Below are 25,913 nucleotides of genomic sequence, written 5' to 3'. Positions count from 1 at the left end.
GCCAGCCGCACGCCGCGGTCGATGCATGGCGAACCATTGATCGAATGATACGATCAATCGACCTTTGGTGGTACGGCAGGAACACCGGAAGGAACGCAATGGCGCGACCCAACCTCGTCGTCTTCGTCAGCGACGACCAGGGTTACGAGGACCTGTCCTGCATGGGCTCGACGGACGTGCGGACGCCGCACCTGGACGCGCTCGCCGCCTCCGGCGCCCTGCTCACCGACTGGTACGCGAACTCCCCCGTCTGCACTCCCTCACGGGCCAGCCTGCTCACCGGCAGGTACCCGGGCAACGCGGGCGTACGCAGCATCCTGTCCGGGTTCCGCACCACGCCCGGCCTGCGGACCGAGGTGCCGACACTGTCCAGCGTGCTGCGGGCGGCTGGCTACCGCACCGGGTGGTTCGGCAAGTGGCACCTGGGCGCCGCGCCCGGCTTCCGCCCGCAGGACCACGGGTTCGAGGACACGTTCGGTTTCCACGCCGGCTCGGTGGACTACTACTCGCACATCTACTACGGCGGGGACAAGCGCGAGATCGTCGTCAACGGCAGGCGCACCCGGGGCACACCGGTCCACGACCTGTGGCGCGGCGGCGAGGAGGTCTACCGCGACGGGCGGTACCTGACCGAGCTCATCGGCGACCACACCGTCGACTTCGTGCGCGCCTGCACCTCCGACGACCGGCCGTTCCTCCTCTACGTCCCGTTCAACGCACCGCACTACCCGATGCATGCACCGCAGCTCTACAAGGACCGCTTCCCCGACCTGCCGCCAGAGCGGCAGATCATGACGGCGATGATCAGCGCGATGGACGACGCCGTCGGGCGCGTCCTCGCCGAGCTCGACCGCCAGCACGTACGCGACGACACCATGTGCCTGTTCATGTCCGACAACGGACCGTCCCGCGAGGTGCGCAACTGGCTCGACGGCAGCCAGCAGCCGTACTACGGCGGCTCGGCGGGAACGCTGAAGGGGCACAAGTTCAGCCTGTTCGAGGGCGGCATCAGGGTGCCAGGCATCGTCTCCTGGCCGGGCCGGATCCCCGCCGGCCAGGTGGTGTCGGAACCCGCGGCGGCGATCGACCTGTACCCCACGTTCCTGAACGCGGCCGGGATCGAACCGCCGGACGGCCACGTCGATGGCGTGGACATTATGGGCATGCTCACCGCAGGCGAGCCGTCGCCGCACGATGCGCTGATGTGGGAGCAGGGCGACCAGACCGCCGTACGTCGCGGCCGGTGGAAGCTCGTCCTCAACGGCCGCCTGGTCGAGCGCGAGGAGCCGCAGGACGAGGTGTTCCTCGCCGACCTCACCGCCGACAACGGCGAACGGGTCAACCTGGCGCACAGCCACCCGGAGACCGTCGACGAGCTACGGCACCTCGCCGAGACGTGGCGCGACGGGATCGAGGAGAGGTGGCGCTCGCACTGGTTGCCGCGCATCCCGGACTACGCCACCCACGTGCAGCCCGCGTTCATGGAATGAGGTGCACCTCATGAACACCGAGAACGACGCCCTCCTCGGCACCGACGAGCGACCACGCGGGTTCCGCGAGGTGCTCCGCAGGAACGTCAGGTGGCAACTCCCTCCGGTGCTCCTGATCGGCGCGATAATCGCCTGGATCGACCGGTCTAACCTCGGCGTCGCCGCCCCGTTCCTGCAGGACGACCTCGGCATCTCGCCGTCCACCATGGGCGTGATCCTCGGCTCGTACGCCTTCGTGCTCATCTTCATGCACCCGTTCGCCGCCTGGCTCGTCGACAAGCTCGGTGACCCGCGGCTGCTGTTCTTCGGTTCGGCGATCGCGTGGTTCGTGTTCACCTCGGCCACCGCCCTCGCGCGCGGAGCGGTGTCGCTGTTCACGCTGAGGTTCCTGCTTGCGGTCGGCGAGGCGCCGCAGGCGTCCTGCGCGCTCAAGGCGACGTCGCAGTGGTTCCCGCGCAGGGAACGCGCTCTCGCGATCGGCACCTACGAGGTCGGCTCGGAGTTCGGCGGTGCGATCGCCGTCCCACTCGTGACGGCGCTCATCGCCGGGCTCGGCTGGCGCGGCTCGTTCGTGGTGACCGGGCTGATGGGGCTGGTGTTCGCGTTCTTCTGGCTGTCGTTCTACCGCACTCCCCGCAAGCACGCGAAGGTGACGGTGGGCGAGCTCCAGCACATCGAGGACGGCGGCGGGCACGTCACCGACACAGCCGCACAGCGAGCCGTCCGCTGGCTCGACCTGTTTCGTTACCGCACGGTGTGGGGCCTGATCATCGTGATGTTCTGCCGCACCTCCACCATCTTCTTCTTCATCACCTGGTACCCCACGTACCTCGTCGACGAGCGCGGGTTCAGCCTGCTCGAGCTCGGGCTGTACGGCGCGATCCCCGGCCTGGTCGCGATCGCCGGCGACCTGCTCGGCGGCTGGTTCTCCGACTACCTGGTGCGTCGCGGGACGAGCCCGACGCTGGCCCGTAAGGCCCCGATCATGGCCGGCCTGCTCGCCGGCACGGTGATCGCACCTGCGGCGCTCGTCTCGAGCCCGGCCGCCGCGCTGGTACTGCTGAGCGTCGCCTCTGCCGGCGTCGCGTTCTGCACCGGCGCGCTGTACTCGCTGCCGCTCGAAGTCGCTCCCACACCGGGGAACGCCGTCTCGCTGTCCGGCCTGATGCGCGCCGGCGGGCTCGTCGGCGGTGCGGTGGTGCCGATCCTGATCGGCTTCGTGTACGAGGCCGCCGGCTCGTTCGTCCTGCCGCTGGTGCTCGTCGGCGGCATTCTCGCCGTCGTCGTCGTCGTGCTCCTCGTCGTCGTCGGCCGCGCCGAGCCACTGCCGCTGAAGGGTGCAGTCGCACTCAGCCGGCCGCAGTGAGCACGCCGGCTGCCACCACGGGGGCCAGGAACAGCAGGGGGAACGGGATGTGCGTGTAGACCCGGGCACGGACCACGGTGATCACTGCACCGACGAAGTACAGCACCAGGCCCGTTGCCGCTGCGATGCCGATCGCGGGCACCCACAGCCCGGCCACCAGCCCGACGGCGCCCAGCGCCTTCACGGTGCCCAGCCAGGCCCACCAGCTGCTCGGTACGCCGTACCGGGCGAGGTTGTCGACCACCCATGACTGCCGGGTCAGGGCGGCGTAGGCGGAGTACCCGACCCATGCCGCCACCAGGACGACGATGACCGTAACGGTGATGCTCATCTGCGTCGAACCTCTCGATGCGGGGTCGCCTCAGAACGGCGACCCTTCGCTAGGTCGACACAGCTGCGGCCGGCGATGTGACGCGTCAGCCCTCCAGCGCCGGGAGGTCGAGCCGCGCCAGCCGCTCGGGGGTCGGAGAGGACGTCGACGGCGACGATCTGCCCGTCGGTGACCGTGAAGGCCATCACGAACTGCGGCTTGCCGCGCGGAGCCACCACAGCACCCGCCGCACCGTTGACCAGCACGCGATGGACGAACGGCGCCAGGCGGCCGCCCACGAACGCCTGCGCGGACACCTGCTCACGGCCGCGCAGCACCAGGTTCAGCTGCGGCCGGGCGCTGCCGCCGTCGGAACGCAACACCACATCGGGGTGCAGCAGCGCCACCAGCGCCTCGAAGTCACCGTCGCGGGAGGCCGCGAAGAACGCGTCCACCACCTCGCGCTGCCGGCCGAGATCCGGGTCGGGCGCCGGCGCCTGGCCCTGGATGCGCTGCCGCGCGCGGCTGGCGAGCTTCCGCGCGGCCGCGGGCGAGCGGTCGATGATGGTCGCGATCTCGTCGAAGGCGACGCCGAACATGTCGTGCAGCACGAACGCCAGCCGCTCACCGGGGGTGAGCGACTCGAGTACGACGAGCAGCGCCAGGCCGACGCTGTCGGCGAGCAGCGCGGACTGCTCAGGGTCGGGGCCCGAGTCGTCGCTGACGACCGGATCAGGCACCCGTACGAACGGCTCCTCGCGGCGCTGCGTGCGGGAGCGGAGTGCGTTCAGGCACACCCGTGCGACGACGGTGGTGAGCCAGGCGCCCATGTTCTCCACCGCACTGGTGTCCGCCCGGCTCACCCGCAGCCAGGCGTCCTGGACAGCGTCATCGGCGTCCGCGGCCGACCCGAGCATCCGGAAGGCCACCGCGCGCAGGCGCGGACGGTGTTCCTCGAACCTCGCCTCGAGCCACTGCTGCTCGCTCACCCGTCACCTCCGTTCCCACGCACAGTAGACCCGGCGGAGGCACGAGATGTGACGCTCGACGGTTCAGCTGCTGCGGATGCGTTTCTCCAGGGCCTTGATCCTGGCGACGTGCGACGGGTGGCTGGCCGGCAGCGTGCCCCTGATGCCGCGGACCACGCCCCCGCCGGCGGCCAGCGAGGCCTGGAAGACCTGCGCGAGCGCCGGGCCGTACCCCAGGTCCGCCGCAACCCGGTCGGCGTACCTCTCCGCGAGGCGGCGGAACCAGGCGACCAGCAGCGGGACGGCGAACAGCGTAAGCAGCGCCGGGTGCAGCGAGTAGGCGACGTAGCCGAGGGCGCCAATGGCCACCAGGAGCTGCACGATGCCAGGGCGGCGGATCAGTCCCGGCCGGCCGAACGCGAGGCCGATCAGCCCGGTCGCCATCGACGACGACCGTGCACCAGTACGTCACCCTGATCACGAACCGACCGGGCAGCGAGTACCAGTACATCAGCAGCGTAGCCCACGCGTGCCCACCCAGATGGTGGCCGAGCTCGTGCGCCAGCACCGCCGTCAGGTGCGCCGGCGGCAGGTTCCACAGGGCCCACCGGGTGACGGCGACCGTGTGGCCGGCGGTCGCGAACGCGTTCACGGCGTCCACGTCGCTGACCCACAGCACGTACTTCCGCCCGTCGACGCCGGCGGCACGGGTCACCTCCCCCCAGGCCTGGTCCAGCCGTCTCGCCTCGTCCTCGGTCGGCCGCCGCACCCGGAAGATCACCCTGGCCAGCAGCGCCTCGGTGGGCCGGAGGAAGGTGAGCGCGCCGGAGAGCAGGAACGGCACGCACACCGCGACCACCACGTACTCGTTCCGCCCGCTGGCCGCGGCCGCCGCCAGCGCGAGCACGGCGAGACTGAACGCCAGCGCGGGCAGCCGCAGCAACAAGGTGGCCACGGTGGAGATGTGGACGCCCCTGCGCCGCCGCGCGGCCTGCGCCGCGTCGGGAGGTGGCGGGCCCGTGCTCATGGCCGGTCATTGTAGGGATTCCCGCCGACCGGGCGCGCCGGCGTCAGGTCGCCGCGACCGCGTGGAAGGCGCCCGCGCGGAACGCGTCCACGAAGCGACGGTGGTCGTCGCGGGTGCGGTCGGCGTACGGCAGCGCGAAGTCGGTGACCCACGCGGTGAACTCGGCAGCGGAGTCCGCCAGCCGCGCATGCACGAGGTCCTCCACCTGCGCCTCGACTACGATCGCCTCGGCGTCCGCGTCGGACACGCAGTGCATCTTCGCGCTCGCCCGGCCGAGATCCTCGACGAGCTGGCCGATCTCCGCCGGCTCGGTCAGCTCGTGCCACGCCAGGTCTTGCTCGTACGGCGACAGCTCGCGGACGACCAACCCGGTGCCGTCGATGTCCGTCCAGCCGAGGAACGGGTCGGCGTACGCCTGCAGCGCCCGCTGCGACAACGCCGTGCGGTGTCCGTGGTGCTGGAACGCGTCGGCGAGCCGCTCGTCGCGCACCACCCGGCTCGGGGCGGCTACGTTGCCCTCCTTCATCGACAGGATGACGTCGTTCTCGAACGCCTGGCTCCGGCCCTCGATGAGCACGCTGTACGTCGCGAGGCCGGCGCTGCCGATGCCGACACCGGACCGGCCGACGACGTCCTTCACCTGATACGCGACCTCGCTGTCCAGCCGCTTGTCCACCGGGATGGTCTCCAGGTACTTGTCGTACGCGGCCAGCACCCGGGCGCGCTCGGCGTCGTCGAGCTCGCGGACGTGCGCGGAGTGCCGGAACTCGCGCTCGAAGTCCATGACCACCGACTCGCGCTCGAGCAGGCCGATCCGGCTGGCGTGTCGCGCGGCGTGCAGTGTGTGCAGCACCGGCCCGGTGGCGCTGTCGAGGCGCAGCGCCCAGGCCCGGTCGTCCTCGGCGGCCACGTAGTACGCGACCTGGTCGAGGTAACCGTGGACGTACCGGCCGATGTGCTCCCTGATCGTCTCGTCGGGGAACGCCTTGCTCCAGCCGAGCAACGCGATGCTGGCCGCGCACCGCATCAGGTCCCAGGTGAAGTGGCCGAGGTACGCCTCGTCGAAGTCGTTCACGTCGAAGACGAGAACTCCGCGCCCGTCGAGATAGGTACCGAAGTTCTCGGCGTGCAGGTCACCGTGGATCCAGACCCGTGCGGTCTGCTCGTCCACCCACGGGTCCGCCAACCCCACGACGTCCTGGTAGAACAGGCAGGCGGCGCCGCGGTAGAACGAGAACGGATCGCCGGCCATCCGCCGGAACCGGTGCCTGAACGCCCTCGGGTCACGTTCCATCAGGGTGCCGAACGCATCCTCGAGGCAGTCGACGATCTCGTCGGTCCGCTCGCCGTCTCCCATGCCACACCAGCCCATCCACATCTCGGCTTCCCGGGCTCCACCAGCCGACCAGACCGGCCCGGTAGAATCAAGACTGCGGTCGTTTGACCTTGAGTTATCGCGACCGGTAACCGCACAGAATCAACCGCTCGGCGCATTTCTCGCCCGAGTGCCTCGACACTCCCTCTCGATTCCTGATATTCGCTCACTCAAGACCGTGCGGATTCCGGAAGAGGGCCGGACGATGTCATCGCGCCGAAGCGATCTGGAACAGGCGTACGAAGAGGCTGTGCGCGCGTCCACGCGGCTCAGCCTGATGGGTGCGCTGGGCTTCGGCGCCGCGCTTCTGATGGGGGTACTGCTCCTCACCCGTGGCAGCTTCTCGGCGGCGTTCCCCGTCGAGACGCTGCTCCTCGTCGGAGGGCTCGGTGGGGGCCTCGCGTTCACTGTGCTCGCCGTCCGGGCGTCCCGGATGGCGAGCGAGTGCAGACGCCGGATGGGTGGTCACTCGAGATGAGCGGCTACCCCCGCAGCAACCAACACGCACCGAGGAAGTGTTGGCCATGACGACCGCAGGGTGGGTATGGCTCTTCGCGGGCCTCTACTGGGCCTACTGCATCTTCTGGGGGATCAAGGGGTTCTTCTGGGCGCGCACGTCGTCGAGGTGGTCGATCGCCGACAGAGGCTTGCCGATGTGGCTGTTCCTCCTCGCCGCGACGGCCACGTCGTTCAGCGGCTGGACGTACATCGGCCACCCCGGCCTGATCGCGTTCGACGGCCTGGCGTACGCGTTCGCGTCGTTCTACGTGCTGACCATCCCGATCACCGCGACCTTCTTCGCGAAGCGACTGTGGATGCTCGGCCGGCGCTACCAGTTCGTCACGCCCGGCGACCTCTACTCGTACTACTACGGCGCCACCCGGGGCTGGGGTGAGGTCATCCGGCTGCTGATCGTGCTGATCGCGTTCCTGTTCAGCTCGTTCTACACGGCGGTGCAGCTGGTGGCGGCCGGGCAGATCTTCAACATCACCACCGGGGTCCCGGTCGTGATCGGCAGCCTGTTCCTCGCCTTCATCGTGTACTTCTACGTGGCGGCAGGCGGCCTGCGCAGCACCGCATGGGTGGACGCGATCCAGGCCGGGCTGCTGTGGGTGGGCATCGTGATCATCGGTGCCGTCGTGTTGAACCACTTCGGCGGCTGGGACGCCTTCTCCGGCCGGGTCGAAGGGCTCGCGCCGAGGTTCCTCGAAGTGCCGGGGGCATGGGACCCGTCGCACATGGGCACCGCCAAGTGGACGGGTGTGTTCCAGCTGACCTACATGATGTCGCTGATGGGGATCATGGCCTCACCAGCGTTCCACATGTGGACCTTCGCGAACAAGGATCCGCGACCGTTCCCCTGGCAGCAGGTGTTCGCGTCCACGCTGTTCATCGGCTTCGCGTTGTTCTTCTTCACGGCGATCCAGGGGCTCGGTGGCCGGCTGCTGCTCCAGGACGGCGTGGTCGACTTCGAGAGCGACTCGGGCGTCGTGCCGTCGATCATCTCCAACCTCGCCGGCGGCCCGATCGCGGGCATCGTCCTGATCGGCGCGCTGGCCGCCATGCAGTCGACCGGCGCCGCGTACATGGGCACCGGCGGCGCCATGCTCATGCGGGACATCTACGTGCGGTACCTGCGGCCGGAGGCCGGGCACGCTGAGCAGATCTGGGTGGGCCGACTGCTCGTGCTGATCATCGTGACGGTGGCGATGGTCGTGGCGTTCACCAACACGGCGGCGCTCGTCCTGCTCGGTGGCCTGGCGACGGCGTTCGGGTTCCTGCTGTACGTGCCACTGGTCGACGTGCTGTTCGTACGCAGGTTCACCGCCCCGGCGGTCGCACTCGGCCTGGCGCTCGGCATCGTGGCTGTGCTCGTCACGTTCGTGCCGTTCTTCGGGCTGGTCTACCCGCTCAACCTGCACAGCGCGGGCTGGGGCGGCATCGTCGGCTTCGGCACGGCGATCGTGGTCACCCTGCTGACGAAGAGGCGTGAGCAGCGGGTGCGCCCGGACGCACTCACCATCCGCGCGGAGATGGGCAGCTGGCTGCGCACCGTGGACGTACCGACGCCGACGCAACGCAAGTGGCGACGCGCGCTGTGGGTCGTCACCCCGCTGTGGTTCATCTTCGCCATCGGCCCCGGTGTGGTGATCGGCAACTACTTCGTCAGCTTCGCCGGCCTGCCACCGGTGTGGTCGTACCAGATCGTCTTCTGGATGCTCGGCTTCGTCATGATCTGGGCACTGGCGTTCAAGGCCGGGCTCTCGCGTGCGACCAGCCCGCAGATCGAGCGCGTGAACCGGGAGCTCAACCCCGTCGTCGCCGAGGTCGGCAGGCGCGAGCCCGCCGGCGCGGGCAGCGGTACGCCGGGCGGCGAGGGAGACTAGAGAACGGAGGTGGCGCCATGGCGCGCGAGGACAGGCTGCTCATCCTGGCGCTGGTGCTCGTCGCCGCATGGGTCGTCATCCTGGCCACCGTGCTGTGACCCAGAGGTGGGATCCGTATGCCAACCATGACCGAACCGGCACCCACGCGAACCGACCGCGAGGTGCGGGCACCCGTGCCGCCCGACGGGACGTCCGGCGGTGGTGACGACGAGCCGCGCGGCCGCGGTCTGCCGCGCGGCCTCGCCGTGGTGATCACGGCAGCACTCGCCGCGTTGCTGACCTACCTGGGGATGCTCACCCAGATCTGGGCCAACATCGCCGGCTCCCAGTTACCCGGAGCCTGACCACCCGTTTGCTTGACCGATTACAGAAACCAGCTGTGTCATGGAGGTATACCGGTACATATCGACACAGAGGGGGAACGGCCATGACGGACACCGAACCCAGGCCGACGACGACGGACGCCGGTATCCCGGTCGAGAGCGACGAGCACTCGCTCACCGTAGGCCCGGACGGGCCGATCCTGCTGCAGGACAACTACCTCATCGAGCAGATGGCGATGTTCAACCGGGAGCGCATCCCGGAGCGCCAGCCGCACGCCAAGGGCGGCGGTGCCTTCGGCAGGTTCGTCGTCACCGACGACGTCAGTGCGTACACGAGGGCCGCGGTCTTCCAGCCGGGCACCGAGACCGAGGTGCTGCTGCGGTTCTCGTCCGTCGCCGGCGAGCGCGGCAGCCCGGACACCTGGCGCGACCCGCGGGGCTTCGCCGTGAAGTTCTACACCCGCGACGGCAACTACGACATGGTTGGCAACAACACGCCGGTGTTCTTCGTCCGCGACCCGATGAAGTTCCAGCACTTCATCCGTTCGCAGAAGCGGCGTGCCGACACGAACCTGCGCGACAACGACATGCAGTGGGACTTCTGGACGCTGTCGCCCGAGTCGGCGCACCAGGTCACCTGGCTGATGGGCGACCGCGGCATCCCGAAGACGTGGCGGAACATGAACGGCTACTCCAGCCACACGTACATGTGGGTCAACGCCGCGGGCGCGAAGTTCTGGGTGAAGTACCACTTCAAGACCGACCAGGGCATCGACTTCCTCACCCAGGACGAGGCCGACCGGATGGCGGGCACGGACGGCGACTACCACACCCGCGACCTGTACCGGTCGATCGACCGCGGCGACTTCCCCAGCTGGACGCTCTACATGCAGATCATGCCGTTCGCCGAGGCGGCCGACTACCGGTTCAACCCGTTCGACCTGACGAAGGTGTGGCCGCACAGCGACTACCCGCTGGTGCGGGTGGGCACGCTGACCCTGGACCGCAACCCGACCGACTACCACACGGAGATCGAGCAGGCGGCGTTCGAGCCGAACAACCTGGTGCCCGGCATCGGACCGAGCCCGGACAAGATGCTGTTGGCCCGGCTGTTCTCGTACGCGGACGCGCACCGCGCACGCCTAGGGGCGAACTACAAGCAGATCCCCGTCAACAGCCCGAACGTGCCGGTGCACAGCTACAGCAAGGACGGCGCGATGCGGATCCACAACGTGTCGGATCCCGTCTACGCCCCGAACTCCAAGGGCGGGCCGAAGGCGGACACGGCGCGGTTCGGCGAGTCCGCGGGCTGGCACACCAGCGGGGAGATGGTGCACAAGGCGTACACGCTGCGCCGCGACGACGACGACTTCGGGCAACCGGGCACCATGGTCCGCGAGGTGATGGACGACGCGGCACGCAGCAGGCTGGTGTCCAACGTCGCCGGACATCTAAGCGACGGCGTGTCCGAACCGGTCCTGCAGCGGGCATTCGAGTACTGGCGAAGTATCGACCAGGACGTCGGTCAACGGATCGAGCAAGCGGTCAAGAACAACGTCTAGCGGGCGATGCGGCGGCGGATGGTTCGGCGTGCCCGCCTGCGGGCCCGCCGGACCAGGACCTGGGCCAGCGTCTTCGCGTCGGCTTCGCGGATCTCGCGGTGTTCGACGTTCTCCGGCTCGGCGGGGTCGGTGGCACCGCTGGCGACGATCGCGCCGAGGGCGGCCTGCACCGCGGACGCGACGGACACCGAGTTCACCCGGCCGGACTTCGCCGGCAGGTCCTCGAGGCCGGCCGGCCGGACGCCGAGTGTGTCGATGTCGCCGACGATCTGCACCCCGAACGCCTTGATCTTCTCGGCCATCTCGGCGCCGATGCCCGCCGCCTGCTCGATGGCCCAGCCCGGCGTCACGATCCGCGGTTCCTTCGGCGACGGCTGGTGTGCCGCCTTCATCTCCTGCACGACACCCATCCGGAGGAACCTGGTGTAGATCCCCTCCGGCCACTCCCGCAGCCGGAACTCCTGGTTGAGCTGGCGCACCAGCTCGATCTCGCCGGCGGTGAGCGACCGGTTGGTGCGCTCACTCTCCGGCGCCAGCACCCCGGCGGGCAGCGCGAGCATGCTCTCGAAGGTGCGGGTGAGCATCATCAGGTCGGACTCGTCCGGCACGACCACGGTGACATTGTCGATGCCGGCGGCGGCCGCCCACCGCTCGACCAACCGGTCGTGGCGGTGCCGGCGCCAGAAGCTCGGCGTCGGCGAGCGGTACGGCGGCTTCTTAAACATCCGGTTCAGCCACTGGTCGTAGCGCATCCGCAGGCCGCTCTGGACGTACTGCTGCCACTGCGACGCGACGATCTTCGTCAGTGGCCGGAGAGTCACGACGATCTGCACGCGGGAGCCGCCCAGGTCTTCGACCACCCGCCGGATCGCGTCGTCGTCGGCGTCGGCGAAGAACTCGCTGCTGACGGCGACGCGCTTGTCGCCGGCGGCGGCGATGTCGGCGGCGAACTCGGTCCACTCGGACAGCTCGGGTTGGCGCAGCGTCAGGCCCTTCCGGCCGCTCACCGCCAGCGCCGGACGCATCGCCTGCCTGGACTCGCCCGCGTAGACCACACCGTGCGCGAGCAGCTGCTCGCGCGACTGGTGGAATGCGCCCTGGAGTGTGGTCGTCCCCGTCTTGTGCGGACCGATGTGTACCAGCCGCTCACCAGGGGCAAGGACCAGATCCCGCACGTCCAACCGCCTCCTCACGTTCGTGCAAGGCATCATGTCACGACGCCGCGATCACCCCGGCTCGGCCTGCACGGAGGTCAACGGGGCACAACGGGCAGACGCCCTGGGCGCCACCGAGGTTTACCGCTTGATCCGCAGGCTCCTGCGTACGCCGCGGCGCATCCGCCGGCGCGCCCGGCTGAGCAGCACCTGCACCAGGCTCTTCGCATCGGTCTCGCGCACCGGCCGCTCGAGCAGCGGGAGCTGGGCGGCGGCGACCTCCTCCTGGACGTCTTCCTCGAACGCGTCGCTCGCACCGATCGCGCCGAGCACAGCCTGCGCCGCCGACGCGGTCGCCACCACGTTGCCCTGGTCGGTGGCGTCCTCCCCGCGGTCCGGCGGCACCGCCCCCAGCGAGTCGAGGTCGCCGACGATGCGCACGCCGGAGTTCGCGATCTTCGCGGCGGCCGCACCTCCCACGGCGGCCGCGCGCTCCAGCGCCCACCGGGGGGTCACCACCTTGGCCTCGTCCGGCCCCGGCGCGTGCTCCGCCTTCATCTTCATGATCGCGCCGTAGCGCAGGAACTTGGCGTACAGGTCCTCCGGCCAGCCGCTCGCCCGGAACTGCACGTTGAGCATGCGCACCAGCTCGACCTCGCCCGCGGTCAGCGACCGGTTGGTCCGCGCCCGCTCGGGGACCAGCGTCTGCTCGGGCAAGCCGAGCAGCGACTCGAACGTACGCACCAGCATCATCGGGTCGGACTCGTCGGCGACCACGACGGTGAGGTTCTCCGTGCCGACGGCCGCCGCCCAGCGCTCGACCAGCTGGTCGTGCGTGTGGCGCCGCCAGAACGACGGTGTCGGGCTGTTGTACGGCGGCACCTCGAACATCTGGTGCAGCCAGTCCGCGTAACCCATCCGGAGGCCGCTCTGCACGTACTGCTGCCACTGCGAGCTGACGATCTTCGTCAACGGCCGCAACGTCACCACGACATGCAGCGGGTCGTCGCCGCTCAGCGCCTCCACCACGCGGCGCGCGGCGTCGTCGTCGCCGTCCGCGAAGAACTCGCTGCTGACCACGATGCGCTTCTCCGCGGCGGCGGCGTTCACCCGGCGCACCAGCGTGTTCCAGTGCTTCGTCTGCGGCTTGTCCTCGCCCAGCGGCGCGGTGCCACCGGTGATCGCCTGCGCCGCCCGTACCGGCTGTCGGCCCGGCGGGTAGTAGACGCCCAGTTCCGCAAGCCGTTCGCGCGCCAGGTTGAATGCGCCCTGTACGGTGGTTGTGCCCGTTTTATGTGGACCGACGTGCAAGAGTCGAGTGCCGTCGTCCAAGGTCAGGTCTTGCACCGCCGCCCAATCTCTCTCCTCGACCTCGGCGCCCGACTGTAGTCGCCATCACACCGACGAAGGTCAGCGGGTAAGAACAGCAGCGCCGTAAGCTTCTGCAACCGGCGGCCAGTACTGCGTCGGTCGCCCGAGGACCGTACAAGGCTGGCACGCCAGCCGTCCACCGCCACGCTACCTTGTTTTGAAACTCCCTTGACCTGACGTGTCCGCTTCGCCGGGTGCGTCACAACTCGGACACCCACCGCCCTCCTGCGGAAACCGGCGTGTGCCCTGCTCACCGGCTGACTACCGTGAACAACGTACCGGACGCATAACGTGACGAGGAGCACAGCTTTGTACGGCACGGTGACGGCGGTCAGCCGTAGTGGCGGGCATACCTTCAGCAAGACCAACCAGCCGAGCATCGAGCTGCGCGCCGGGCTCGGGGTGGTCGGCGACGCGCATCACGGCGCGACCGTAAAACACCGGTCAAGGGTGGCCAGGGACCCCAGCCAGCCCAACCTGCGGCAGGTGCACCTGATCCACGGCGAGCTGCACGACGAGCTGGTCGCCCTCGGCTTCCACGTGGCGGCCGGCACCATGGGTGAGAACGTGACGACCAGGGGCATCGACCTGCTCGGGCTACCCACCGGCACCCGGCTGCAGCTCGGCGCGACCGCGACGGTCGAGATCACCGGCCTGCGCAACCCGTGCACACAGCTCGACGACTACCAGCACGGTCTGATGAAGGCCGTGCTGGGCCGCGCCGCCGACGGCACCGTCATCCGCAAGGCCGGCATCATGAGCGTCGTACTCGCCGACGGCGAGGTACGCGCCGGCGACCCGGTGCAGGTCACGCTGCCGCCACCACCGCACCACCCGCTGGAACGCGTCTAGCTGCGGCGCGCTGCCGCCTGGGCGCGGCGCCACACCTTGCGGTAGGCGTCCAGGCCGTCCGCCCACAGGCCCGCCGCGGGGCCGGCGCTGATCGCCACCCGTTCTGGCACGGTGCCCCAGACCGACACGCCGGCTTCCGACCACTCGGCGAGGGCGTCCTGGTAGCTGCGGGTGAACGTGCGCGCGGAGCAGATGACCAGCCCGACCGGGGTGCCTTCGGGGACCATGCCGAGCACGGCCTCCACTCGCGGCGTCTCTACCGCGCCGACCCTGGTCGGCAGGATGACCACGTCCGCACGTTCGAGCGCCTTGGCCAGCAGCCGTTCGTTGCCAGGCGGCGTGTCGACGACGGCGACCCCGTCCACGTCGACACGTCCCAACGCCTTGGTGAGAAGGCGGTCGGTCGGCGCCTCGACGACCTCGACCTTCTCCAGCCGTTCGTCCACCGCCTGCTCGACCCACTCCGCGGCGCTTGCTTGCGGGTCGGCGTCGACCAGGGTCGCCACTCGCCGGCTCGAGGCCAGTGCAGCCAGGTAGACGGACGTCGTGGTCTTGCCTACTCCGCCCTTGAGTGCAGCCGTAACGACGATCATGGGTTCGACGGTAGCGTGTCGACCGCCGCGAGTACCACGGTCAGAGCATCCGGAAATCGGCGAAATCGAAGCCGGGCGACACCACACACGAGACGAGCACCTCGGCGTCGGCGGCCGGCCGGGCCGCCTGCCAGACCCCGGCGGGCACGAGCGCCTGCGGCTGCCCACCGGTCTCGACCGGGCCGACCACCAGCTCCGCCACCTCGGTCGACGGCTCCGACCCGCTGCCGCCGAGCAGCAGCCGCAGGTCACCGCCGCCGTGCCACATCCACAGCTCGGCGGACCGCACCTGGTGCCAGCGGGACTCCTCGCCGGGCCCCAGCGCGAAGTAAATGGCCGTTGCCGACGCCCGGGTGCCCTGGTAGCCGGAGGGCTCCACGGTCACCGGGGACCGCCAGGTCTCCCTGAACCAGCCGCCCTCCGGGTGCGGCTGGAGCTCCAGCAGCTCCGCGAACCGGGGGCGAGTGTTCTGCTGTGCCATCGGCTCAGCGTAGGCCGTGTCCGGCTCCGGCCGTCGGCTACGCCCAGATAACAGCTGACCACCTGGTGCTGACACGCCTAGTCAGCAAGGCGCATACTGAACCTTGATGAACACTTCATACGCCGGCACCCGGCGCGTTCTCGCAGGAAGCCCGTTCAACACTCCTCAGGTCGACGTAGGTCCCGGGGAGGCCTTCGCGATCGACGATCGCGTCACCCATGACCGCTTCGGTCTCGGCAAGGTGGTCAACGTCGAAGGGCAGGCCGCAGTGCATGCCGACTTCGGCCACGGCATCGTACGCCGCATTACGCTGCCGAGCTCGAAACTGACGAAACTCTAGACAGCCTCGGTACGCAGCTCGTCGAGCCGCTTGCTCGACGCGGGCGGCGCGGGGTCGACCTCGACGAGCTTGTCTTTGCTGCGCTCTCCGGCGACCAGCCGGACGGCGGCGGGACGGACGCCGAACTCGGCCGCGATCGCGCGCCGTACCGCCTCGTTGGCCTTGCCTTCGACCGCGCGGGCGGTCACGGCGACGATCACGGCGGGGCCGTAGCGGCTGTCGCGTTGCCCGCCCACGGCCGTGCGGCGGGCGCCGGCCTGCACCCGTACCGGGAACCGCAGCGTGCTCACGGCGTGGCCGCCCCGACGGCCGCACGGCCGCGGCCGTGCCAGGCGGCGAGGAGGAACAGTACGCCGCCGGCGAGGAACCACGGGTCCCACAGCAGCAGGTGCCACCACGCGGCGGCCGAGTACATGGACGCCGGCGTGGCCAGCACGCCGACCGCCTGGAGGGCCCGGGCGCCAAGGTTCAGCAGCGCGTAGCCGGCGAGCACGCCGCCGGCCGCCGTACTGGCCAGCAGCAGCAACTTGCGCGGGAACCGCGCACCCCACGGGCGTACAAGGGCAAGGGCGAGCAACCCGCCCGCCGCCTTGAGCGCGCCGGTGAACCACACGAGGGCGACGAACCAGCCGCTCTCCCTGACGGACTCGATGGTGCCGCCGAACGTGCCGCTGCCCACCTCGCCGCCGGCCGCCCAGTAGAAGCTCATCGCGGCGAACGCGAACGACCACACCGCCGCCGCGTGCGCCGACCAGGTGGTCGAGCGACCGGCAAGCGGGACGTCCCCGCCGTCCGTCACCGTCCTCGACACCGTTCTCATGCCCTCAGCCTCGCGCACCGCGACCGCCGGGGTATCGGGGCGCAGCCCCCATCCGACCCTGAATGTGCCCGCGACGCCGGCCGCGTCAGGGCTCACGCAACCGCTGCGGCGACGGCTCCCACAGCTCGAGCGGGTTGTTCTCCGGGTCGCGCAGCCAGACGAACCGGCCGTACTCGTACTCCTCGACGCCGCGCTCGATCTCGATGCCAGCCTCGGCGAAGTGCTCGAGCATCCCGTCCAGGTCGTCGACCCGGAAGTTCAGCATCCAGCCGTCCCTGCCGCCGATGTCGTCGCCGTCGGCCGGCATCGGCGCCCACACCGTCGGCCCTGCCTGTTGCCACCAGTACGGGTCGCCGTCGTGGCTGGGCGGTGGCGCCACCCCGAGGTGGGTCGCGTACCAACGGACGAGCTCCTCGGGTTCGCGGGCCCGGAAGAAGAAACCACCTATGCCAGTGACGCGTGCCATGCGGTGCACCCTACGCGGTCCGCGACGCCTCGACCGGCCGCGCGCCGGTCGCGGCTGCGAGCAGCCGCTCATACTCGGCGACCGCCGTCAGGTTCTCGCCGAGGCGGGTGGTCTTGACGTCGCCATGGTAGTCGCTCGAGCCGGTGACCGCGAGCCCGAGCTCGCGCGCGAGACCACGCAGGTGCGCACGGGTGTCGGCGCTGTGGTCTGGGTGATCCACCTCGACGCCGGTCAAGCCGCCCGCGGCAAGCTCCGCGATCAGCGCGTCCGGCAGCCGGTACTCGCGCTCCTCCGGCTGCGGGTGGGCGAGCACCGCCACCCCGCCCGCGGCCCGCACCAGCTGCACGGCGCGCACCGGGTCGAGCGCGTACTTGCGTACGTACGCGCGGCCGGTTGCGCCGATCCACTCCGTGGTGAACGCGGCCGGCAGGTCGGGCACGACGCCGGCCTCCACCATGGCCGCCGCCACGTGCGGCCGGCCAACCGAGCCACCGGCGGCGAGCTCGGCCACCCGCTCCCAGCGCACCGGGGCACCCAGCTCGCCGAGCAGTTCCACCATCCGCTCGGCGCGCCGAACCCGGTCGGACCTGATCCGGTCCCTTTCGGCGGCGAACTCGGGCTCCGCCGGGTCGAACAGATAGCCGAGGAGGTGGACGCTCGTGCCCTGCCACGCGCAGGAGATCTCCGCGCCGGGCACCAGCATCAGGCCGGGTGGCAACGCGGCACCGGCCTCCTGGTAGCCGGCCACCGTGTCGTGGTCGGTCAACGCGACGACGTCCAGACCGGCGCGCGCGGCGGCCCGGACGAGCTCCGCCGGCGTGTCACCGCCGTCGGACGCCGTGCTGTGGGCATGCAGATCGATCCTGGCCATCGAACCTCGTTCAGGGACGGCGACTGGTGCGGGAAGGGGCCTAGGCCAACATAGGCGAAAGCGCGCCGAAGCCGAGTGCCCCCGTCGGTGCAGTGCGCAGATCCACCAGCATCAGGTTCTCCGCGAGCAGCGTGCCCGCCCCCTCCGGTTCGAGCACGACCCACAGCCACAGGCCGGCCGCCTCACCGACGTACACCGCACGTCCCTCGTCGCCACGTACGCACCACAGCGGCGCGTCGTGCCCGTTCGCGCGCACCTGGGCGTCCGTCGACCGCAGGCCGACGTCGCCGCCCGGGTCGACCGTGGACAGCCCGGCGTACCGCGCACCCAACCCGACCCCTGGCTCCTCGGCCACCAGCAACAGGTCGGCCGGCCCACCGAGCGGGTTCGGCCCGGAGCACGCCACGACCGTCGCGCGGCCGCCGGTCCGTTCGTCGCCGGCGTACGTAGCGCCGGCGAGCAGCCACGCGGTCGGCATCGGGCGGGGCAGCCACACCGGCACGCGGGCGGCCGCGACGACCGCGGCGAGGGTCGCCTCCTTCGGCGGGCCCGGCGGCTGCAACGGGTGCACGTGCCCGTGCTCGGGACACGTCCAGGCGCTCGACCATGGGCCCGGCGGATGGATCTGGTGCGGGCCGTGCGGGCAGGTCGGCGCCCGGTGCATGCAAAGACGGTGTCGCGTCGTCCTGCTTTCGTCAAGTAGTGCGGCGACCGTGCGAGGATGACGGCGATGCGGGTTCGATGCGTGGGCGGCGTGGTCACCGACACCGACCGGCTGCTGCTGGTCCGCCGCGGCCGGCCGCCGGGCGCCGGGCTGTGGTCACTGCCGGGGGGCCGGGTCGAACCCGGCGAGACCGACGCGGAAGCGCTGGCCCGCGAGCTCGCCGAGGAGACCGGTCTGCAGGTGGCCGTCGGCGCACTCGTCGGCACCGTGGAACGCGCCGGTCTGGACGGCACCACTTACGAGATCTACGACTACGCGTGCACGCCGACCGGTGGCCGGCTGCGTGCCGGGGACGACGCCGACGACGTCGCGTGGGTGCCGTTCGCCGAGGTGGCCGACCTCGACCTCACCGAGCAGCTGCTCCAGACGCTGCGCGACTGGCGGGTACTCGGTGAACCGACCTAGACCGAGCTGTCGGTGAGCTGCTCCCGGACGAAGACGCGCGCGTCGTGGATACGCGACTTCACCGTGCCAAGCGGGATACCGAGCTGGCCGGCGATCTCGTTGTAGTCCATCTGCACGATGTCGCGCAGCACCATCGGCTCCACCAGGTCGGCACGCTGGCCCTCCAGCTTGTCCAACGCCTCGAGCAGGTCCACCCGGGAGCCGGCGACGACACTCGTCCGCCGCGGGTCGGGGTTCTCTGCGGGCAGCTCGCTCATCTGCTCGGCGGCACGCCGCTTCAGCGAGCGGTATGTCTGGCGGGAACAGTTCGCCGTCACCGTGTACAGCCAGGTGGTGAACTTCGAGCGGCCCTCGAACCTGGTGATGTTCTGGGCGACCTTCAGCAACGTGTCCTGACAGGCTTCCTCGGCGTCCTGCTGGAACGGCAGGAACCGGGAGCACCTGCGCATCACGTCCGATTGGATCGCCTGCAGCAAGGAGTTGAGCGCCGACGCGTCACCGGCTGCGGCGCGCCTGGCGAGCGCTTCGATATCGTCGTGACCGTCCACGTGGCTCCGTCAGTCGAGGTGTGCCCTCACACCGTACAGGCGGCCGGCCACGCCGACTACGAAGCGTTGCCGACACGACAGACAAGGGCTGATGTCCACCCCTCAGCAGATTGGCAGGTACCAGATCCGGCACCGGATCGGATCTGGCGGCTTCGCCACCGTCTGGCTCGCCTACGACACGGAGCTGCTTGGGGACGTCGCGGTCAAGATCCTGGCGGAGAACTGGCTCGAACGCACCGACATCCAGGAACGGTTCCTCGAGGAGGCGCGGATCCTGCGGCGCGCCGACGCCGACGGCGTCGTGCGCGTCTACGACATCGGCAGGTTGGAGGACGGCCGGCCGTACTTCGTGATGAGCTACGCCGACCGCGGGACCCTCGCCGACGTGCTCGCGGCCGGCCAGCTGCCCGTCGGACAGGCGCTCCACTACGCGGTGGAGGCCGCTCACGGCGTGGCCGTGCTGCACGACGTCGGCGTGATCCACCGCGACATCAAGCCGTCCAACGTGCTGGTGCGCAGCGGCCGGAGCGGGGATCGGTTGGTCATCGCCGACCTGGGGCTGGCGAAAGAGTTCGCGCACGCGTCCGGGTTCACCGTGGCCGCCGGCACCCCTGGGTACATGTCGCCGGAGCAGGCGACCGTCGGTGGCGGCCTGGACCAGCGCTCTGACGTCTACTCGCTGGGCGCGCTCACCTACCAGCTGCTGACCGGCCGCAAGCCGGAATCGGCGCTGCAGGGCTCGGCGGTCGTGCCGCCGAGCCAGGTGCGGCCGGACCTGCCGCCGGCGGTCGACGCGGTCGTGATGCGCGCGATCGCCAGGGACCGGCAGGCACGCTGGCCGGACGCACGGTCGTTCGCCGACGGCCTCGGCGAGGTGCTCACCGCGCTGCCCAACGTCCCGCAACCGACCGCGAGCCAGCCGCCGCAGAGCCAGGCACCGCCGCCCGGTTACGTACAGCCGGGCTTCGCGCCGCCCACCGTCATGGGTGGCGGGCAGCCGGCGACCGCGGGGCCGCTGTCGCCGACGCCGCACCCGACGTACACCGGTGGCCGGCGCGCCGGGGCGCGGCGGCCCCTGTTCATCGCGCTCGCCGCCGGCTGCGCCGTCGTCCTCGCCGCGGTCGCCGGCCTGCTCTACTGGCAGCTGGCGCCGGTGACCATCACGTCCAAGGACGGCGCGGTGAGCGCGGACATCCCGCGCGGGTGGGACAAGGACGACCGCAGCCAGATCCTCGAGGAGTCGTACGACTACGGCCTCAGCGGCAGCTCGGCCACCAAGCTGGAGAGCGGTCGTACGGCGCTCACCGACGTCGGCATCACCATCGTGGCGTCGCGCGGCTTCGGCAACGAGGACCCGAGCGAGCTGCTGCAGTTCTCGCCGTTCCCCGACGCACCGACCGAGAACTGCGACGACGCGCTCGAGGACATGTTCCCGCCCAACGGCGAGTTCCAGGCCGGTGAGGTGTGGACGTACCCGGCGTCGTGCGGCAAGAACCACAGGTACGGCGTGGCGGCACTGACCGGGACCGACAAGAAGTACGGCGCGTACGTCTTCCTCACCGGTGACCCGGCCGAGTTCGACACCGTGCTCAACAGCATCGACATCGAACAGGCCAAACTGCCCTGAGGGTGGATGGGAGCGACCTGCCATGAACTGGAGTCACCTCGTCGAGGAGGCGACCAAGAAGGCCGGGCTGATCTGGCTGGCACTGCCCGACGCGGGCGACCGGCCCGCGTGGCACGTGTGGCACGACGGCGCCGCCTACGTCGTGACCGGCGGCCTGGAACAGCCACTGCCCGGCCTGCTCGAGCTCACCCAGGTGGCGGTCACCGTGCCGAGCAAGGACAACAGGAGCCGGCTGGTCTCCTGGCTGGCCAGGTGCGAGCGGCTCGCGCCCGGCTCGAACGACTGGAACGACGTGGTGCCGGTCCTCGTCGCCGGCCGGCTCAACCTGCCGGACACCGCCACGGCCGCGGACCGCTGGGCACGGGAGTCGGCGATCGTCCGGCTGATCCCCACCGGCGACGTCCTCGAGCAGCCGGGCGACACCCCGAGGGACTCCGGCGCCGCTCCCCCGCCGCCGACAACGGCCACCACGGTGGGCCGGCTGCCCGGCATGCTCGGCCGTCGCCGCAAGCAGTAGCACCACCGAGGTGCCGGAAATGCGCGCTGCCGGCCGGTAACCTCGTGCCATGAGCTGCCCGCGAAGGAGCTCGACGAGCGAGCCGGAGGCAGGGGCCGCGACACCCACAGCACCCGGACGGCAGGCTCGGGAGGAGGCGGTCGCGGCATGAGCGGCCCGCCGACGCGCGTGTACCTGGCCCGGCTGGCCGGGGTGCCGGTGTTCGACCCCACCGGCGACCAGGTCGGCAAGGTGCGCGACGCCGTCGCCGTGCAACGCAGCGGCAACCGGCCGCCGCGCGTACCCGGGCTGGTCGTGGAGATGCAGCCGCGCCGGCTGGTGTTCCTCCCCCTCACCAGGGTCACGAACATCGAGAGCGATGCGGTGATCTTCACCGGCATGCTGAGCATGCGCAGGTTCCAGCAGCGCTCCACGGAGACGCTCGTACTCGGCGAGCTGCTCGACCGCAAGGTCAGCTGGCCCGCGGCCGGGGGCGCGACGGTGACCGTGCTCGACCTGGCCATGGAACGCACCCGCACCCGCGACTGGGTGATCGCGAAGGTCGCCGTCCGGCGCCCGAGCAAGCGCTGGCGGCGCGGCGAGACCAGCGTGGTCGACTGGGATGCCGTCACCGGGTTCGGCGTACGCGACGCCGAGCAGGGTGCGGAGAACCTGCTCGCCACGTTCGACGAGCTGCGCCCGGCCGACCTCGCCCACGTACTGCACGACCTGCCGCCGAAACGGCGCGCCGAGGTGGCCACGGCGCTCACCGACGACCGGCTCGCGGACGTCGTCGAGGAGCTCTCCACCGAGGACCAGGTGGAGCTCGTCGACCGGCTCGACCCGGAACGCGCGGCCGACGTGATCGAGGCGATGGAGTCCGACGACGCCGCCGACCTGCTGCACGCCGTGCCCGAGCAGCGGCGCGAGCAGCTGCTGCTGCTCATGCAGCCGGAGGAGGCCGCGCCCGTACGGCGGCTGCTCAGCTACGCGGACGACTCCGCAGGCGGCATGATGACGCCCGACCCGGTGATCCTCGCGCCGGACGCGACCGTGGCGGAGGCGCTGGCGCGGATCAGGAACCCCGACCTCTCTCCCGCGCTCGGCTCCCAGGTCTACGTCTGCCGCCCGCCGACGGACACGCCGAGCGGCAAGTACCTGGGCCTGGTCTACTTCCAGCGGCTGCTGCGCGAGCCGCCGGCCGACCTGGTGTCCGGTGTGATGGACAGCGACCTGACCCCGCTGCGGCCGGAGACGCCGCTGGTCGAGGTGGCCAGCTACTTCGCCATGTACAACCTGACCGCGGCGCCGGTCATCGACGAGCACGACCACCTGCTCGGCGCGGTCACCGTCGACGACGTGGTCGACCACATGCTCCCCGCTGACTGGCGCGACCAGCACGTAGAGCAGGAGCCCGCCCATGGCGCGTGACCGACTGGCGCAACGCACCAGCCGTATCGACCAGCCGCGTAGGTACCGCCGCAGTGTGCCCAGGCTGGCCGTCGACCCCGAGCACCTCGGCAACCTGGCGGACGGGGTCGCGCGGTTCCTCGGGTCGTGGCGCTTCATCGGCTACATGACCGTTGTCATCGCCATCTGGCTGGGCTGGAACCTGGTGATGCCCGGCGCGCTGCGGTTCGACACCTACCCGTTCATCTTCCTGACGCTGGCGCTGTCGCTGCAGGCGTCCTACGCGGCACCGCTGATCCTGCTCGCGCAGAACCGGCAGGCGGACCGCGACCGGGTGCAGTACGAGCAGGACCGCACCACGACGGAGCGTAACCTTGCTGACACCGAATACCTGACGCGGGAGATCGCGGCGCTACGCATCGCCGTCGGCGAGGTCGCCACCAGGGACTTCGTCCGCGCCGAGCTGAAGAGCCTGCTCGAGGAGCTCGACCGCGAGCGGCACCGGGAGACGGAGACCGCCGGTTCGAGCTACCCTTCACACGACAAGTGAAGAACGACAGGGGAGCGCCGCCGTGAGGCGCGCTGAGAGTGTGGAGTCCGCTGGGACCGCAGACCCTCCGAACCTGATCCGGGTCATTCCGGTGTAGGGAGTCGTTTCGGGTTTTCTCGTTCTCGCCTGTGTCGTCGGTGTACGCCGACGCCGCCGGCGTGCGACGGGGAGACACCGACCCCTGTCCCTCGTCCGAGAGGGGCATGCATGAACGAGCAGTCACCGCACCGCTGGCGCACCGTAGACATCGTGGTGGCCGCGGTGGTCGCCGTCGCCTTCGGCGTCGTCTTCGTCGGCTGGAACGCACTGTGGAGCGTCACCGGTCCGGCGTTCGCCTTCTTCCCGCCCGCGCAGGCCGTCATCTACGGCATGTGGTTGCTGCCCGGGGTGCTCGGCGGGTACCTCATCCGCAAACCGGGCGCGGCGCTGTTCACCGAGCTGGTCGCCGCGTTCGTCTCCACCATCCCTGGCGGGCCGTGGAACGGCGGGCTGATCCTCGTCTGGGGCCTGTGCCAGGGCCTGCTCGCGGAGCTGGTCTACCTGGCGTTCCGCTACCGCGTCTGGCGTACCTGGGTGGTCGCGCTCGCGGCCGTCGCCGCCGCGCTGTTCCCTGCGGTCGCGGACGTCGTCGTCTACTACCCGATGTGGGCGACCGGCTGGCAGCTCGCGTACGGCGGCACCGTCGCGGCCAGCAGCCTGGTGATCGGCACGCTGGTCACGGTCGGGCTGGTGCGTGCGCTCGCGCGGACGGGCGTGCTCGGCCCGTTCAGCGCGGGCCGCGAACAAGTCAACGTGTAGGCGCCATGCCGGCACTCGAGTTCCGCGGATTCGGTTGGCGGTACGCGGGCCGCAGGGAGTGGGCGGTCCGCGGCCTCGACCTGACCATCGGGCACGGCGAGCACGTCCTGCTGCTCGGCCCGTCCGGCGCCGGCAAGAGCACGGTGCTGCTCGCCGCGGCCGGCCTGCTGTCCGCGGACGGCAGCGGCACCGGCGAAGGCCACGTGTGGGTCGACGGCGTCGCGAGCGCCGCCGCCCGCGACCGGGTCGGCATGGTCTTCCAGGACCCGGACACCCAGATCGTGATGGGCCGCATCGGCGACGACGTCGCGTTCGGGCTGGAGAACCTGGAGGTGCCGCCGGGCGAGATCTGGCCGCGGGTGGACGAGTCGCTCGCCGCCGTCGGCCTCGGGTATCCGCGTGAGCACGGCACCGACCGGCTCTCCGGCGGCGAGAAGCAGCGGCTGGCGCTGGCCGGGGCGCTGTCCAGGCGGCCGCAGCTGCTGCTGCTCGACGAGCCGACGGCGAACCTCGACCCGCCGGCCGCGGCCAGGCTGCGTGGCACGGTGTCGGCCGCGGCGGACAGCACCATGGTGCTCGTCGAGCACCGGATCGAGGAGTGGCTGCCGCTGGTCGACCGGGTAGTCGTGCTCGAGGCGGGCGGCGGGGTCGCGCTGGACGGCAGCCCGCACGAGGTGCTCGTCGCGCACCGCGACACGTTGGTCGACCAGGGCGTGTGGGTGCCGGGGTTCGCGCCGGACGACCGGCGCTCGGCCGTGCCGGCGGGCCCCGCGCTGCTGCGCGGCGAAGAGCTGGCCTTCCGCTACCCCGGCGCCGGCACGGCCGCCGTCGCCGACGTCTCGCTGTCGGTGCACGCGCACGAGGCGGTCGCGGTGCTCGGCGTGAACGGGTCGGGCAAGTCCACGGTGGCCCTCATGCTGGCCGGGCTGCTCAGGCCGGCCGCCGGGGCCGCGCTCGACGACAGCGGCCGGCGGCTGATCCAGCTGCCGGCGGCGGAGCTGGCCGGCCGGGTGGGTTCGGTGTTCCAGCAGCCCGAGCACCAGTTCCTCACCGACCGGGTGCGCGACGAGCTGGCGCTTGGCCCGCGCCGTCGGCGGCGTACCGGTACCGGGAGCACGGAACGGGTCGACGAGCTGCTGCACCGGCTGCGGCTGGCCGACCTGGCCGACGCGAACCCGTACACGCTGTCCGGCGGCGAGAAACGCCGCCTCTCGGTGGCGACCGCGCTCGCGTCGCGCCCGGGCGCGCTGGTGCTCGACGAGCCGACGTTCGGGCAGGACCTGCGCACCTGGCGCGAGCTCGTCGACCTCCTCGCCGGCGTCCGTGCGGACGGCGTAGGCATCCTCGCGGTAACCCACGACCCGGCGTTCGCCACCGCCCTCGCCGACCGAACCGTGCACATGGCCGGCGGCCGGATCGTCACCCCGGACGCCGTCCCCGCCGGCAAGGGGCGCGCGGCATGACGGTGCACCCCGTCGCCCTCCCGCGCTCCGCTCCTCGCTCACATCCGGCAACCTCGCGGCGCACCGTCACCATGCTCGCTGCGATGCTCACGCGGGAGGCCTCCTCATGACGGTGCACCCCGTCGCCCTCCCGCGC

29 protein-coding genes, 1 pseudogene and 1 riboswitch are annotated in these 25,913 nt (G+C 70.8%); of the genes and pseudogenes, 15 read left to right on the top strand and 15 right to left on the bottom strand.

The annotated features are described in order from the left end of the window. Window positions 1-98: 98 nt before the first annotated feature. Together GEV07_06750 and GEV07_06745 are read left to right on the top strand one after the other, a co-directional pair. Complete coding sequence (locus GEV07_06750; GenBank protein MQA02421.1) at window positions 99-1,490, top strand: sulfatase-like hydrolase/transferase; 1,392 nt, start codon at window positions 99-101, stop codon at window positions 1,488-1,490. A gap of 10 nt (window positions 1,491-1,500) precedes the next feature. Beyond that, a complete protein-coding gene (locus GEV07_06745) occupies window positions 1,501-2,856 on the top strand; it encodes an MFS transporter (GenBank protein ID MQA02420.1) in 1,356 nt (451 codons plus the stop codon). Here GEV07_06745 and GEV07_06740 read toward each other — a convergent pair. From GEV07_06740 to GEV07_06720, 5 genes and pseudogenes are all read right to left on the bottom strand, one after another. Next, entirely contained in the window at window positions 2,840-3,187 is a 348-nt protein-coding gene (locus tag GEV07_06740; GenBank protein MQA02419.1) for a DoxX family protein, read from the bottom strand. The genes GEV07_06745 and GEV07_06740 overlap by 17 nt on opposite strands. After that, on the bottom strand, window positions 3,184-4,155 hold the full coding sequence (locus GEV07_06735) for a sigma-70 family RNA polymerase sigma factor (protein ID MQA02418.1): 972 nt from the start codon (window positions 4,153-4,155) through the stop codon (window positions 3,184-3,186). The genes GEV07_06740 and GEV07_06735 overlap by 4 nt, the downstream gene beginning before the upstream one ends. 63 nt (window positions 4,156-4,218) lie before the next feature. Continuing rightward, a complete protein-coding gene (locus GEV07_06730; GenBank protein MQA02417.1) occupies window positions 4,219-4,578 on the bottom strand; it encodes a M48 family metalloprotease in 360 nt (119 codons plus the stop codon). A 40-nt stretch (window positions 4,579-4,618) separates the two neighbouring features. Next, a pseudogene (locus GEV07_06725) lies at window positions 4,619-5,161 on the bottom strand (M48 family metalloprotease). Window positions 5,162-5,204: 43 nt separating this feature from the next. Further along, window positions 5,205-6,518: a DUF2252 domain-containing protein gene (locus GEV07_06720; protein MQA02416.1), complete on the bottom strand. Its 1,314-nt coding sequence runs from the start codon at window positions 6,516-6,518 to the stop codon at window positions 5,205-5,207. A 268-nt stretch (window positions 6,519-6,786) separates the two neighbouring features. Between GEV07_06720 and GEV07_06715 the strand changes: the two genes are divergently transcribed. The 4 genes from GEV07_06715 (at window position 6,787) to GEV07_06700 (ending at window position 10,808) form a co-directional block, all read left to right on the top strand. Then, the gene (locus GEV07_06715) at window positions 6,787-7,014 is read left to right on the top strand and encodes a hypothetical protein (GenBank protein ID MQA02415.1); all 228 of its coding nucleotides are present in this window, start codon (window positions 6,787-6,789) and stop codon (window positions 7,012-7,014) included. Between the two features lie 46 nt (window positions 7,015-7,060). Beyond that, window positions 7,061-8,923: a sodium:solute symporter family protein gene (locus GEV07_06710; protein ID MQA02414.1), complete on the top strand. Its 1,863-nt coding sequence runs from the start codon at window positions 7,061-7,063 to the stop codon at window positions 8,921-8,923. A gap of 116 nt (window positions 8,924-9,039) precedes the next feature. Beyond that, window positions 9,040-9,267 carry a hypothetical protein gene (locus GEV07_06705; protein MQA02413.1) on the top strand — a complete coding sequence of 76 codons (228 nt, stop codon included), beginning with the start codon at window positions 9,040-9,042 and terminating at the stop codon, window positions 9,265-9,267. Between the two features lie 83 nt (window positions 9,268-9,350). Beyond that, window positions 9,351-10,808, top strand: coding sequence for a catalase (locus tag GEV07_06700; GenBank protein MQA02412.1), 1,458 nt, complete (start codon window positions 9,351-9,353; stop codon window positions 10,806-10,808). Here GEV07_06700 and GEV07_06695 read toward each other — a convergent pair. Together GEV07_06695 and GEV07_06690 are read right to left on the bottom strand one after the other, a co-directional pair. After that, the gene (locus tag GEV07_06695) at window positions 10,805-12,016 is read right to left on the bottom strand and encodes a hypothetical protein (GenBank protein ID MQA02411.1); all 1,212 of its coding nucleotides are present in this window, start codon (window positions 12,014-12,016) and stop codon (window positions 10,805-10,807) included. The two genes, GEV07_06700 and GEV07_06695, sit on opposite strands and share 4 nt — an antisense overlap. Before the next feature lie 87 nt (window positions 12,017-12,103). Beyond that, the gene (locus GEV07_06690) at window positions 12,104-13,309 is read right to left on the bottom strand and encodes a hypothetical protein (GenBank protein MQA02410.1); all 1,206 of its coding nucleotides are present in this window, start codon (window positions 13,307-13,309) and stop codon (window positions 12,104-12,106) included. A gap of 333 nt (window positions 13,310-13,642) precedes the next feature. On the opposite strand from GEV07_06690, the gene GEV07_06685 reads away from it, so the two are divergent. Further along, a complete protein-coding gene (locus tag GEV07_06685; GenBank protein MQA02409.1) occupies window positions 13,643-14,185 on the top strand; it encodes an MOSC domain-containing protein in 543 nt (180 codons plus the stop codon). Here the strand turns inward: GEV07_06685 and GEV07_06680 are convergent. Together GEV07_06680 and GEV07_06675 are read right to left on the bottom strand one after the other, a co-directional pair. Beyond that, complete coding sequence (locus GEV07_06680) at window positions 14,182-14,778, bottom strand: AAA family ATPase (GenBank protein ID MQA02408.1); 597 nt, start codon at window positions 14,776-14,778, stop codon at window positions 14,182-14,184. The two genes, GEV07_06685 and GEV07_06680, sit on opposite strands and share 4 nt — an antisense overlap. A gap of 40 nt (window positions 14,779-14,818) precedes the next feature. Further along, window positions 14,819-15,259, bottom strand: a complete 441-nt coding sequence (locus GEV07_06675) for a cupin domain-containing protein (GenBank protein ID MQA02407.1) — start codon at window positions 15,257-15,259, stop codon at window positions 14,819-14,821. A gap of 106 nt (window positions 15,260-15,365) precedes the next feature. Here GEV07_06675 and GEV07_06670 point away from each other — a divergent pair, with 106 nt between their 5' ends. Next, a complete protein-coding gene (locus GEV07_06670; protein ID MQA02406.1) occupies window positions 15,366-15,599 on the top strand; it encodes a hypothetical protein in 234 nt (77 codons plus the stop codon). On the opposite strand, the gene GEV07_06665 is transcribed toward GEV07_06670, so the two are convergent. The 5 genes from GEV07_06665 to GEV07_06645 all read right to left on the bottom strand — a co-directional run bounded on the left by GEV07_06665 (window position 15,596) and on the right by GEV07_06645 (window position 18,420). Next, window positions 15,596-15,880, bottom strand: a complete 285-nt coding sequence (locus GEV07_06665; protein MQA02405.1) for a DUF167 domain-containing protein — start codon at window positions 15,878-15,880, stop codon at window positions 15,596-15,598. The genes GEV07_06670 and GEV07_06665 overlap by 4 nt on opposite strands. A 5-nt stretch (window positions 15,881-15,885) precedes the next feature. Continuing rightward, complete coding sequence (locus GEV07_06660; GenBank protein MQA02404.1) at window positions 15,886-16,419, bottom strand: DUF3995 domain-containing protein; 534 nt, start codon at window positions 16,417-16,419, stop codon at window positions 15,886-15,888. A gap of 85 nt (window positions 16,420-16,504) precedes the next feature. Then, window positions 16,505-16,885, bottom strand: coding sequence for a VOC family protein (locus GEV07_06655; GenBank protein MQA02403.1), 381 nt, complete (start codon window positions 16,883-16,885; stop codon window positions 16,505-16,507). A 10-nt stretch (window positions 16,886-16,895) separates the two neighbouring features. Beyond that, on the bottom strand, window positions 16,896-17,756 hold the full coding sequence (locus GEV07_06650) for a PHP domain-containing protein (protein MQA02402.1): 861 nt from the start codon (window positions 17,754-17,756) through the stop codon (window positions 16,896-16,898). A gap of 40 nt (window positions 17,757-17,796) precedes the next feature. Further along, window positions 17,797-18,420: a hypothetical protein gene (locus GEV07_06645; protein ID MQA02401.1), complete on the bottom strand. Its 624-nt coding sequence runs from the start codon at window positions 18,418-18,420 to the stop codon at window positions 17,797-17,799. Window positions 18,421-18,477: 57 nt separating this feature from the next. Between GEV07_06645 and GEV07_06640 the strand changes: the two genes are divergently transcribed. Continuing rightward, window positions 18,478-18,885 (top strand): NUDIX domain-containing protein, encoded by a 408-nt coding sequence (locus GEV07_06640; protein MQA02400.1) that lies wholly within the window; start codon window positions 18,478-18,480, stop codon window positions 18,883-18,885. Here the strand turns inward: GEV07_06640 and GEV07_06635 are convergent. Next, entirely contained in the window at window positions 18,882-19,433 is a 552-nt protein-coding gene (locus GEV07_06635) for a sigma-70 family RNA polymerase sigma factor (protein ID MQA02399.1), read from the bottom strand. The two genes, GEV07_06640 and GEV07_06635, sit on opposite strands and share 4 nt — an antisense overlap. Window positions 19,434-19,524: 91 nt before the next feature. Here GEV07_06635 and GEV07_06630 point away from each other — a divergent pair, with 91 nt between their 5' ends. From GEV07_06630 to GEV07_06605, 6 genes are all read left to right on the top strand, one after another. Continuing rightward, window positions 19,525-21,060, top strand: a complete 1,536-nt coding sequence (locus tag GEV07_06630; protein MQA02398.1) for a protein kinase — start codon at window positions 19,525-19,527, stop codon at window positions 21,058-21,060. Between the two features lie 22 nt (window positions 21,061-21,082). Continuing rightward, window positions 21,083-21,577 (top strand): hypothetical protein, encoded by a 495-nt coding sequence (locus GEV07_06625; protein MQA02397.1) that lies wholly within the window; start codon window positions 21,083-21,085, stop codon window positions 21,575-21,577. Between the two features lie 147 nt (window positions 21,578-21,724). Beyond that, window positions 21,725-22,987, top strand: a complete 1,263-nt coding sequence (locus GEV07_06620) for a CBS domain-containing protein (protein ID MQA02396.1) — start codon at window positions 21,725-21,727, stop codon at window positions 22,985-22,987. After that, window positions 22,977-23,516 carry a DUF1003 domain-containing protein gene (locus GEV07_06615; protein MQA02395.1) on the top strand — a complete coding sequence of 180 codons (540 nt, stop codon included), beginning with the start codon at window positions 22,977-22,979 and terminating at the stop codon, window positions 23,514-23,516. Before GEV07_06620 ends, GEV07_06615 begins: the two co-directional genes overlap by 11 nt. Beyond that, window positions 23,515-23,633, top strand: a riboswitch (TPP riboswitch). It overlaps the preceding gene by 2 nt. A 90-nt stretch (window positions 23,634-23,723) precedes the next feature. After that, window positions 23,724-24,314 carry a hypothetical protein gene (locus tag GEV07_06610; GenBank protein MQA02394.1) on the top strand — a complete coding sequence of 197 codons (591 nt, stop codon included), beginning with the start codon at window positions 23,724-23,726 and terminating at the stop codon, window positions 24,312-24,314. Between the two features lie 5 nt (window positions 24,315-24,319). Beyond that, on the top strand, window positions 24,320-25,777 hold the full coding sequence (locus tag GEV07_06605) for an ATP-binding cassette domain-containing protein (GenBank protein MQA02393.1): 1,458 nt from the start codon (window positions 24,320-24,322) through the stop codon (window positions 25,775-25,777). The last annotated feature ends 136 nt before the right edge of the window (window positions 25,778-25,913 follow it).

The sequence above is a fragment of the Streptosporangiales bacterium genome (genome assembly GCA_009379825.1).
GTDB lineage: Bacteria > Actinomycetota > Actinomycetes > Streptosporangiales > WHST01 > WHST01.
This window is presented reverse-complemented; position numbering and strand designations above follow the sequence as displayed.